Source organism: Duganella sp. 3397 (assembly GCF_031456625.1).
Taxonomy (GTDB): Bacteria; Pseudomonadota; Gammaproteobacteria; order Burkholderiales; family Burkholderiaceae_D; genus Rugamonas; species Rugamonas phyllosphaerae.
Genome location: NZ_JAVDVB010000004.1, coordinates 200,378 through 211,244, shown reverse-complemented (window position 1 = coordinate 211,244; position 10,867 = coordinate 200,378). Strand labels below are relative to the sequence as shown.

Below are 10,867 nucleotides of genomic sequence, written 5' to 3'. Positions count from 1 at the left end.
GCGTTATTGATCCCACACCTCGATTGAGGAAAATATGAGCGAAAATATCAAACACATCACCGATACTTCTTTTGATGCCGACGTGCTGAAATCCGACCGCCCCGTGCTGGTCGACTTCTGGGCCGAATGGTGCGGTCCTTGCAAGAGCATCGCCCCGATCCTGGAAGAAGTGGCCAAGGAATACGGCGGCAAGATCACCATCGCCAAGATGGACGTCGATTCGAACCAGGCAGTGCCTGCCAAGTTCGGCATCCGTGGTATCCCTACCCTGATCCTGTTCAAGAACGGTGTACCAGCAGCACAAAAAGTCGGCGCAATGGCCAAGGGCCAGTTGACTAGTTTCATCGACAGCAATATCTAAGTAAGATAGTATTGCGGACAGACGGCTGCTTCTGCGCCCGCAGAAGCAGCCGCCTCAGATCCGGAAAACAGCGTACGGCCCGACCGCAACGCGTTTTATATAAATAAACAGACAACACCACGCAGTTCCCTCCCCTACCTTTACTTTCCCGTCACGGGACACTCAACACATATGCATCTATCTGAATTAAAGGCCTTACACGTCTCGGCGTTGCTGGAGATGGCCATCGGTCTTGATATCGACAACGCGGCCCGCTTGCGCAAGCAGGAGCTGATGTTCGCGATCCTGAAAAAGCGCGCCAAGTCCGGCGAGCAGATTTTCGGCGACGGCGCCCTCGAAGTGCTGCCGGACGGCTTCGGCTTCCTGCGCTCGCCCGACGCCAGCTACATGGCGTCCACCGACGACATCTATATCTCGCCATCGCAAATCCGCCGCTTCAACCTGCACACCGGCGATTCGATCGAAGGCGAAGTGCGCACCCCGAAAGACGGCGAACGCTATTTCGCACTGGTCAAGGTAGACAAGGTCAACGGCGAATCGCCGGAAGCCTCGAAACACCGCATACTGTTTGAGAACCTGACGCCGCTGCACCCGAACGAGCCGTTGCGCCTGGAACGTGACATCAATGGCACCGAGAACATCACCGGCCGTATCGTCGACCTGATCGCACCGATCGGCAAAGGGCAGCGCGGCCTGCTCGTCGCCTCGCCAAAGTCCGGTAAATCGGTGCTGCTGCAGCATATCGCCCACGCGATTACCGCGAACCACCCCGACGTCACCCTGATCGTGCTGCTGATCGACGAACGTCCTGAGGAAGTGACCGAGATGCAACGCTCGGTGCGCGGCGAAGTGGTCGCCTCCACCTTCGACGAACCGGCCACCCGCCACGTGCAGGTTGCCGAGATGGTGCTGGAAAAAGCCAAGCGCCTGGTCGAAATGAAAAAAGACGTGGTCATTTTGCTCGACTCGATCACCCGCCTGGCGCGCGCCTACAACACCGTGATCCCGGCTTCGGGCAAGGTGCTGACCGGTGGTGTGGACGCCAACGCGCTGCAACGCCCGAAACGCTTCTTCGGCGCCGCCCGTAACATCGAAGAAGGCGGTTCGCTGACCATCATCGCCACCGCGCTGATTGAAACCGGCTCGCGCATGGACGACGTGATCTACGAAGAATTCAAGGGTACCGGCAACATGGAGGTGCACCTGGAGCGCCGCCTGGCCGAGAAACGCGTGTACCCGGCGATCAACCTGAACAAATCGGGCACCCGCCGCGAAGAACTGTTGATCAAGCCGGACCAGCTGCAGAAAATCTGGATCCTGCGCAAGCTGCTGTACTCGATGGACGAGATCGAAGCGATGGAGTTCATCATGGACAAGATGCGCGCCACCAAGACGAACACCGAGTTCTTCGACATGATGCGCCGGGGTGGTTAACCCCATCAGCTAAGCTTCACGGCTTGAGCTGACCCGACAGGCAACCCTTGTGGTTGCCTGTGTTGGTTTACCGCTGTATAATCGGCGGTTGCACTATTTTTAATCACTGGCAAGTGATCAGCAATCGGGTCGAGAAGCAGTACAGACCGACGAAGTGCTGTTTGGCTACCAAACTCACCGAGGCTTCAAAATGAAAGCAAATACCCATCCAGAATACCGCGACGTTGTTTTCCACGACCTGTCGTGCGATTTCAAATTCGTTACCCGTTCGACCATCAACACCCGCGAAACGATCAACCACGAAGGTAAAGACTACCCGTTGATCAAGATCGAGGTGTCGGCTGAATCGCACCCGTTCTACACCGGCAAGCACAAGATCGTCGACACCGCTGGCCGCGTCGAGAAGTTCCGTCAGAAATTCGGTACCGTCGGTTCGAAAACCGCCGTTGCAGCCGGTTAATTCCTGCCGCTTCAATGAAAAAAGCAGCCTCTGGCTGCTTTTTTTGTTTATGGCTCCCTGCCGGGGCCGCTGTTTTCCTTCATACTCCCGTCTACCTCAATTTGCACACTGATCGATGAAGCCAGTCCGTCTTCCTGCCGCCGCCACGTTGGCCCTGCCGCGCCTGGCCCTGTTTGCCCTGGGCCTGCTCTACATCCTGCCCGGACTGATCGGCCGCGAGCCGTGGAAGAACGACGACGCCGCCAGCTTCGGCATCATGTGGACCATGGCGCACGGCACCTGGCAAGACTGGCTGGTACCGAATATCGCCGGCCTGGCCATACCCGACGACGGCCCGCTGGCATTCTGGATCGGCGCGCTCGGCATCAAGCTGTTCGGCTGGCTGCTCGGCGACGTGCTCGCCGCCCGCGTGGGTACGGTCGCCATCTTCCTGTTCGGCGTGCTGTCGCTGTGGTTCGCAACGTTCAATCTCGGCCGGCGCCAGGATGCGCAGCCGCTGCGCCTCGCCTTTGGCGGACAGCCCGAGCCCGACGATTTCGGCCGCACCCTGGCCGACGCCGCCGCCCTGATCTACCTCGGCTGCCTTGGTTTGCTGGTGCACAGCCACGAAACCACGGCCGACGCGCTGCGCGTCTCGCTCACCGCCTTCATGTTGTACCGCACCGTGCGCTACGTCGAAGCGCCGTCGCTGCGCAACGCGGCCCTGAGCGGCCTGGCCATCGGCCTGCTCACGCTCACCCATGGCTGGGTGACGCCGGTATGCTTCATGCTGGCCGTGTTTGCCTGTACGCGCCTGCTGGCCCAGCCCGTGGGCCGCGCGCTGCGCGACCTGGGCCTGGCCTTCCTGGTGGCCGCTGCCGTCACTGCGATCTGGGTCGTGCCGGCGCACGTGCTGCAACCATACAACCAGCACCCGGTGCAGGACTGGAGCGCGCTGCATCTGGCGCAATTCGGCCTGCCGACGGTGGTGGCCTATAAATTCTTCTTCCGCGTCGGCGTGTGGTTCTTCTGGCCGGCCTGGCCGTTTGCCGGCTGGGCCATCTGGGCCTGGCGCCGCCAGCGCCTGGCGCTGCACATCGTGGTGCCGCTGGCATTCGTCACCATGGGCGCCATCATGGCGCTGTGCGCCAGCGTGCCCGAACAGGGACAGTTATTGATCCTGCTGCCGCCGCTGGCGGTGATGGCGGCGTTTGGCCTGCTGACCATGAAGCGCGGCGCCATCAATGCCATCGACTGGTTCTCGGTAATGGCGTTGACCCTGTGCGCGGCCGTGATCTGGATTTTCTGGTTCGCCAAGCTGACCGGCTGGCCGGCGCAGGCCGCCAAAAATGCCCTCAAGCTGGTGCCGGGCTTTACCCCGGAAGTGGGCGCGGTGGCGTTGCCGGTGGCGGCGCTGGCCACTGCCGGCTGGTTTGCGCTGGTGCACTGGCGCGTGGCGCGCCGCCCGGCCGTGCTGTGGCGCGCCGTGGTGCTGTCGTCCGGCGGCCTGATCCTGATCTGGATCCTGCTGATGACCTTGTTCCTGCCCGACCTCAATTACAGCAAGAGTTACGCCGGCGTGGCGCGCCAGATCGCCCAGAAGCTGCCGCCGAACGCGGGCTGCATCGAAACCAACGTGGGACCGGCGCAGCGCGCCTCGTTCGCGTTCTATGCGCAACTGCCGTTTACCGGCGTCGAGGGTGGCCGTTGCGAATTGTTGCTGCTACAGGAAAGCACGCGCGCGCGCGACAACCGCGACGTCGCGCCGCACCATCGTGGCAAACAGTGGATTTTGCTGTGGGAAGGCCGGCGTCCAGCGGACAAGGATGAGCGCTTCCGCCTGTATCGGCGCGCTGACTGATTCAGTTCAGGATCGGCGCGACCGCCGATCCTGCGCACCGCATCAACGGCGTGCCACCACCATGGTGTTGGCCGGCAAAATCTGCGCCATCGGCAGTTTCTCGAAATTGCTGACGCCGACTTCATCGCCGTACTGGCTGAACACGATGCGGGCGCCTTGTTCGCTGACGAATTCGTTATTGGCGACCGGCATGATCCGCACGCGGCGACTATTGTCGACCTGGGTGTAGAAGTGGTTGCCGCTCTGGGTGAAACGCAGTAGCTGGCCGTTGCTCAGCCGGTAAGCGTTGGCATACTCGGCAAGCTGGCTGGGCGCGACATACAAGCCGCCACTCACTTTGATCTGCTGCATGGTTTCCTGCGCGTGGGCGGCAGGCAGGGCGGAAAAAGCGAGGGCGGCGGCGAGGGCGATCAGGGCGGTTTTCATGGTGTGGTCCTTGTGTGATGGTTGCAGTTTGGTTGCAGTTTGGTTGCAGTTTGGTTGCAGTAAGGTTGCAGCTAAGGTGCTCTGGCATCACCGCTGTGCTTCTGTTTTGCAGCGGCTGATGTAAGCACGATAGCAACTGCGCTGCCGAAAATCCGGCGTTTGCGACGAGCGGCAAATCGGCCGGTATCAACTGCGTCATCGCACGACGAATGGAATTTGCAAGCAATGTCGACAGGTTGATAACGCCTTGCGCGCACCACACCCCGAAATACTTGTAAGCCCTGCCACGAAAGGCGCCGTTGCTGTGGCGAAGGTCAAATTTTTTCGCCGCAGTGCGATACAAACGCCGCCAAGCCAGCTATAGTGCTGAACAGGACGAGTTGCCGTAGGGCATATAACTTTCACAATATCCGTCCAGAAACACCAATCCGGCAGCGCCACATCGCGCGCCGGCCTTTGGCGGCCTCGGCTGCTGCGCCCTGCTCCCGCGCCCAGACCGACACCAGCTGCCCACACTGGATAGCGCCCACATGTTTACACTGCACAAACTTCAAACTGCCTTACGCAACAACTACGTCCGTGCCATCTTGCTGCTGATCGCGGTCGGCATCGCTGTCATCGTCGGCTGGCGCAAGGAAGTGCCGCAGGACACCAGCCCGTTGCTGCGCACCCAGGACATCTCGCTGATCACGGCGCTGGCCGGCCAGCGCGACAAGCTCGAGTACCTGCTGATTGCCGCGCCGCTGTCGGAAGCGCCGCGCTACATCTTCAAGCTCAAGGGCGACCCGTTGCTGCGCGTGGTCAAAGTACCGAGCACCTCGCACCTGAGCCTGGAGCGCGAAGTCCTGCTGCGCAATAACATTCCTTATGCCATCGCGCGCGAAGACTACCTGGCCTCGCACAAGGCCGTGCTGGTCGACGAGGACAACAGCGCCACGACGCGCGCTGGCGCTTTCCTCAAGCGCCATGCGATCGACATCCTGCTGGTGTGCGTGGTGCTGTTCCTGCTGCGCCACGGCCTGCCCGGCAGCGGCATCAACGCCACCGTGCTCAACCCGGACCAACTGACCGGCAGCATGGACGACCTGATCGGCATGGAAGACATCAAGCAGGAAGTGCTGCACCTGGAAGACATGATCCGCAACCGCGCCGTGTACCGCGAGCACGACATCGACAAGCCGTTCAATGTCATGTTGACCGGCCCGGCCGGCACCGGCAAGACCAAGCTGGCCGGCTACCTGGCCAAGCGGCTCGACATCCCGCTGATCCAGGCCTCGGGCTCGGCGCTGGAATCGGGCTACATCGGCGGCGGCTCCAAGGCGCTGCACGCGCTGCACCGCAAGGCTTGCGCGCGCGGCAGCTGCATCATCTTCCTCGACGAAGCGCAGGGCCTGTTCATGCCGCGCGGCCGTGGTGAAAAGAAATGGGAAGACGACACCGCCAACACCCTGCTGGGCCTGCTCGACGGCGTGCGCAGCGACAAGGGTGCCGGCGTGATCTGGGTGGTGGCGTCCAACTTCGACGACGCCTCGACCAAGATGGACGAAGCGATGCTGCGCCGCTTCTCGGTCAAGATCAATTTCCGCCTGCCCAACAAGAACGAACGCAGCGAACTGCTGCGCTCGTTCCTGGCGCGCAAGGCCGACGGCTGCGTCGACTGGGACAATCTCAAGCTCGACCACGTGGCCGAGATCACCGCCAACCTCAGCCCTGCGCTGTTGCAGACGGTGGTGGAGCGCGCCAGCATGATCGCCATCCAGGAAAACAAGGTCATCAATACCGACCTGATGTTCCGCGCCTTCGAACGCGCCACCATCGGCCTCACCGACCGCGCCACCACGGCCGAGAAGACACGCCAGCGCGAACGCGTGGCCCTGCACGAGCTCGGCCACTTCTTCATGCAGATCGACCCGTGGCTGCGCGAAGGCATGACCCTGGCCGAAGTGAAGGAGCGCTCGCCGTTCCTCAAGATCAGCACCGAGTCGGTCTCCAAGCTGGGCGCGCTCGGCTACGTGCTGTCGGCCTCGGACGACGTGGCGCTGCGCACGCTGGAAGAACTCGAGCGCGACGTGATCCAGTTGTACGGCGGCGTGGCGGCGGAAGAATTGTTCTACGGCGCGCGCGGTATCTCGGTGGGCAGCCAGAACGACATTCAAAAGGCCACGTCGATGCTCGACATGATGGTCAACCAGCTGTCGATGTACTCGCGGTCCAAGCTCGACTACACCCAGTTCAAGCACAAGGACACCGACCTCGACCAGGTCCAGGCCAAGTCCGACGAGCTCTACACGTACACGTTGCAGGCAATCGCCGACTACCGTGAGCAGATCCTGGAACTGAAGGACGTGCTGATGGACCAGTACGTACTATCGAAGGATGCCATCTTCGGCCTGCTGGAGGAACAGCAGCAGCGCCAGGCGCCCCCCCCCGGTCTTGGTGGCGCTTGCCTGAATACCAAATTTTCCAGCCGGGAGCCTTGCGGCTGGGGAGCAAATCAGTGATAATACGGGTCGCATTGCATGCAGACCTGCCTCGGTGGTGGAACTGGTAGACGCAGCGGACTCAAAATCCGCCGCCGAAAGGCGTGCCGGTTCGATTCCGGCCCGAGGCACCAGGTATTTGAAGTAGTGGTTGTACAAACATCGAAACCCGCTTGCCGTCAGGTATTGCGGGTTTTTTGTTGTGTGTGCATCCGCCAGAACCTTGCCAATTTGTAATGATGCAGTTGTTGACGCCCCCGTGCCAGCTGCCTAGCATGGATTGCAAGTGCGGCAACCCGCCCGCCTGTAACCGGACCACTCCATGCGCCCCTTCCACCTCCTCCGCCCGCTCGCGCCGATCGCTGCGGCCTGCCTGCTGACGTTTGCCTCCGCAGTTGCACACAGCGCCACTGTTCCGACTGCCGCCGCTGCTACCACTGCAGCCGCAGAGGACACCGTCCCGCCCAACACGCCGCCAACGTCGCAGGCCGATGTCGATCGGCTCATTGCATACGGCAAAAAGCACGGCGTGCAAACGCCGGCGGGCTGGATGCCCCTGATTTTGCCAAGCATCAGGGGCCATATCCAGTCGCCCGAGACCGACGATGTGGTCCAGTTGATGTACAACGACGAGCAGAAGCTTGCCGGTGCGGTGATGGTGACCTTTACGCCTGGCGGCGGAGGCTATGCCAGCATCCTGAAAACCTTTAAATACGGCGATGCCGACGGCAACCCGGCGCGCCTGTCGATGATCGAACCCGGCGACTACCTGCCCGCCTGCCATCCAGGCAATGCTTGCCAGAAGGTCCATATCGCCAACCAGGCAGTGGGCCTGTGCTTCGGCGAGGCGTCGTGCCGGATTCTCTACTACGAAGGCAAGGAAATGCGCGATGTCGTCATGACCGACTGACCGCCAGCAAGCGGGTGCTGCCATGGCAGGGCCATGGTGCGCCTGCGAACAGACCTCCTCCGTTCGCCCGGACTATGCTGCAATTTTTGCCTCCGGGAGCAGTCATGGGATTCGATCTGGGAAGTTTATTGCAACAACATGCTGGCCATGTCACCGCCGCCGATCCTGACGGCGTGGCGCAAGCCTTCAAGCATATCGTGGGGGAACAGCCGCAGTCGTCGGTCGCCCAGGGCATCGCCCGGGCCTTCCTGTCCGACCAGACACCACCCTTCGCGCAACTGGTGAGCCAGCTGTTTTTCCGCAGCGACTCCGGCCTGCGCACCGAACTGCTCAACCTGCTGCTGGACAATGTCAGTCCGACCATGCTGTCCGCCCTGGCCGGCAGCGTTGGGACCCTGTTTACCGAGAACGGCCACCAACACCTTTCCACAGAGCAAATAGCCGACATTACCCCGCCGCAGGTAGCGGAGATTGCCGTGGTAGCGCAACAACATAATGCGGGGATCGTGGAGCGGGTGGCGACGCTGTTTGCACAACATGCGAACGTGTTCAACGGGCTCGACAGCGACATCCTTAAAGTTGCGCTGGGTACTATGGCGCAGCACCCCGAATCACGCCAGGCGACCTGATCAAGCTGGTCAATCGAGCTCCAGTGTAAGGTGCGCCAAGGTGGTTTGTTTCTGCAATATAATAATTTTGATACAAAAGTTGCTTTAACTTTCATCGTATTTCAAGCAGTATACGAACCTTGACTACTGGCATTTGCCGGGTGAAAAATTACATTGGATGGAGGTTTCAGATGGCTGTTTCTTTTAAATCCACAATGCTGCCAATGACACTGGCCGTGGCCCTGTCGTTCAGTGCGGTGGGTACCGCGTCGGCCGATGCGCTGACCGAAAACTTCGACAACGGCGTACCGTTCGACTGGACTGTCGTCAACAACAGCGAGCCGGTCGGCGGCACCAGCTGGTTTACCGGCTCGCCGGTGTCGCTCAACGCCCACGAAGGCGCGGCCGACTCCTATGTCGCGGCCAACTACAACGCGGTCGCCAATGCGGGCCCCATCAGCGACTGGCTGATCTTGCCGACGTCCACCTATCGCAACGGCGATACGCTGTCCTTCTTTACCAGCACCGCCTCGCCGTCGTTCTACGCCGACAACCTGGAAGTGCGCTTCAGCAATGTTGGCGGCACCGATGTCGGCACCACCGCCAGCAGCGTGGGCACCTTCGGTACCCTGCTGCTGAGCATCAATCCGGCCGAAAACGTGGGCGCCTATCCGGAAAGCTGGACTCAGTACAGCGTGTCCCTGAGCGGCCTGACCGGGGACACTACCGGCGCGTTCGCCCTGCGTTACGTCCTGAGCAATGGCGGTTTCAACGGTAACGCCAGCAACTATGTCGGCGTGGACAGCCTCAGCATTACCCCGGCGGCGGTCACCGCAGTGCCGGAAATGGAAACCTACCTGATGATGGCTGCCGGCCTGGGCCTGGTTGGCTGGATGCGCAAGCGCAAGTCGCGCGCTGCCCAGGTGTCAAAAGCAGCTTAACAAGCAGCGTAAGTCACTGCTCCGGGTGCCAGTCGAGCACCCGTACCGGCTGGGCCGCCACTGCGGCCTGGCCTTCCCCATCGACCTGTCGTACGTCTTGCACGAACAGGCTGAGCACGCCGCTGCGGCGCCACAGCTCGGTATCGAAGCTCGGTTCCCATGAACCCACCGATGCCTTGGTCAAGTCGCTGACCTGCCACTTGCCGTCCGCGATATTCGAGGTGCGCGCCACCGAGACCTTGCTGCCGCGCTCCTCGTCGCGAAACACCAGTACTGCCCCGGGCCGCTCGGCCTCCAGGCTGACCATGATTTGCGGGCGGGCGATCGGTATGCGCTTGGTGCCCTGCCCGCTCAGCGAAAATGTCGTGTGGCGAAAGCCCAGGTTGCGCATCTGCCAGCCCTGGGCATCGCGGTACACCACGCGATACTGCGGCACGCTCGAGCCAGCATCGCGCCAGTAGCTGGCGATGTAGGGACGGCCGTCGGCATCGGCCGCCATCGAGGTCTGGTTGATCAACTCGCTGTTCTGCGGAATGCGCAGCGCATACTCGGCGCTGGCAGCGCTGATCGGCAAGACGTATGGCTTGCCGGTCGAGGTTTCCCACGTCACGCCGCCATCGCGCGAGCGCGCATACGCCAGGTCGTGGTTGCTGGCCACGTCGGGCGACTCACGCCACACCCACGACACGTGCAAGGTCCCCCGGTGGTCGAGGAAAGCCTGCCAGTAGGCGTTGCGCTTGCCTTCGCCCGTGATCAGGTTGGTGTGCAGCCGGGTCCAGGTTGCGCTGGCGGGGTCGTAGCGGTTGATCACCAGGTCGCCCCGGCCGGAGCCGCCCAGGCGGTAGAAAAACAGCAGGCGACCGTCCGGCAGACGGTAGAACTCGGGGTACGACACGGACTCTTCGTCCTTGCCCACCATGGCCTGCTGCGGCCCCAGTTCAAGCGCGCCGGGCGTCACGCTGCGGGCATAGCGCAGCGCGTTGTTGTGGTGGTCCCACGCCACATGCAGGGTGCCGGCGCCGTCGAGCATGAGACTGATGGCGTTGTGGGCGTCAGCGGCATTGCCCTGGTATTGGGTGCGGTGCACGGTCCAGTGCGTTGAACCAAGCTTGCGCTTGCCCAGCACCAGGTAGCGCTCGGCATCGTAGTAGCCGACGTACTGCGTATCGCGGTCGGACACCAGGGAGTTCTTCCGAAACACCACCGCGTTGACGGAGTTATTGGCCCAGCCCGGGCCGACGACGGTCTCCACCGGCGCTGCCGTGGCATTGGCGACAACACTTGCCGCCAATATCGCCGCCATCAGAGTTTTCTCAATCAAATCAATGCCATACATGCAACGTATCCCCTTGTTCATGTTATTTCCGTACGGGAAATGTGCCATAATAATCAGGCTGTTTTTCCAAC

At 61.6% G+C, this 10,867-nt stretch carries 10 protein-coding genes and 1 tRNA gene; 9 read left to right on the top strand and 2 right to left on the bottom strand.

Annotated features, from left to right (window positions below):
* Positions 1 to 34 precede the first annotated feature (34 nt).
* The 4 genes from trxA (at position 35) to J2X54_RS13700 (ending at position 4,095) form a co-directional block, all read left to right on the top strand.
* A complete protein-coding gene (gene trxA, locus J2X54_RS13715; RefSeq protein WP_056150583.1) occupies positions 35 to 361 on the top strand; it encodes a thioredoxin TrxA in 327 nt (108 codons plus the stop codon).
* 171 nt (positions 362 to 532) lie between these two features.
* The gene (rho, locus tag J2X54_RS13710; RefSeq protein ID WP_070248992.1) at positions 533 to 1,795 is read left to right on the top strand and encodes a transcription termination factor Rho; all 1,263 of its coding nucleotides are present in this window, start codon (positions 533 to 535) and stop codon (positions 1,793 to 1,795) included.
* A gap of 190 nt (positions 1,796 to 1,985) precedes the next feature.
* A complete protein-coding gene (locus J2X54_RS13705) occupies positions 1,986 to 2,255 on the top strand; it encodes a type B 50S ribosomal protein L31 (RefSeq protein WP_070248994.1) in 270 nt (89 codons plus the stop codon).
* A 115-nt stretch (positions 2,256 to 2,370) separates the two neighbouring features.
* Positions 2,371 to 4,095: a glycosyltransferase family 39 protein gene (locus tag J2X54_RS13700; RefSeq protein ID WP_310181396.1), complete on the top strand. Its 1,725-nt coding sequence runs from the start codon at positions 2,371 to 2,373 to the stop codon at positions 4,093 to 4,095.
* Between the two features lie 42 nt (positions 4,096 to 4,137).
* On the opposite strand, the gene J2X54_RS13695 is transcribed toward J2X54_RS13700, so the two are convergent.
* Positions 4,138 to 4,521 (bottom strand): gel scht, encoded by a 384-nt coding sequence (locus J2X54_RS13695; RefSeq protein WP_310181395.1) that lies wholly within the window; start codon positions 4,519 to 4,521, stop codon positions 4,138 to 4,140.
* A gap of 530 nt (positions 4,522 to 5,051) precedes the next feature.
* On the opposite strand from J2X54_RS13695, the gene J2X54_RS13690 reads away from it, so the two are divergent.
* The 5 genes from J2X54_RS13690 (at position 5,052) to J2X54_RS13670 (ending at position 9,460) form a co-directional block, all read left to right on the top strand.
* Positions 5,052 to 7,022 (top strand): AAA family ATPase, encoded by a 1,971-nt coding sequence (locus J2X54_RS13690; RefSeq protein ID WP_310181394.1) that lies wholly within the window; start codon positions 5,052 to 5,054, stop codon positions 7,020 to 7,022.
* Positions 7,023 to 7,050: 28 nt separating this feature from the next.
* Positions 7,051 to 7,135: transfer RNA gene (locus J2X54_RS13685), tRNA-Leu, on the top strand.
* A 188-nt stretch (positions 7,136 to 7,323) separates the two neighbouring features.
* Positions 7,324 to 7,911 carry a hypothetical protein gene (locus tag J2X54_RS13680; protein ID WP_310181393.1) on the top strand — a complete coding sequence of 196 codons (588 nt, stop codon included), beginning with the start codon at positions 7,324 to 7,326 and terminating at the stop codon, positions 7,909 to 7,911.
* A gap of 104 nt (positions 7,912 to 8,015) precedes the next feature.
* Positions 8,016 to 8,540 carry a hypothetical protein gene (locus tag J2X54_RS13675; protein ID WP_310181392.1) on the top strand — a complete coding sequence of 175 codons (525 nt, stop codon included), beginning with the start codon at positions 8,016 to 8,018 and terminating at the stop codon, positions 8,538 to 8,540.
* Between the two features lie 194 nt (positions 8,541 to 8,734).
* Positions 8,735 to 9,460: a choice-of-anchor J domain-containing protein gene (locus J2X54_RS13670; RefSeq protein WP_310181390.1), complete on the top strand. Its 726-nt coding sequence runs from the start codon at positions 8,735 to 8,737 to the stop codon at positions 9,458 to 9,460.
* A 13-nt stretch (positions 9,461 to 9,473) separates the two neighbouring features.
* On the opposite strand, the gene J2X54_RS13665 is transcribed toward J2X54_RS13670, so the two are convergent.
* Positions 9,474 to 10,763 carry a BNR repeat-containing protein gene (locus J2X54_RS13665; RefSeq protein WP_310181387.1) on the bottom strand — a complete coding sequence of 430 codons (1,290 nt, stop codon included), beginning with the start codon at positions 10,761 to 10,763 and terminating at the stop codon, positions 9,474 to 9,476.
* Positions 10,764 to 10,867 lie beyond the last annotated feature (104 nt).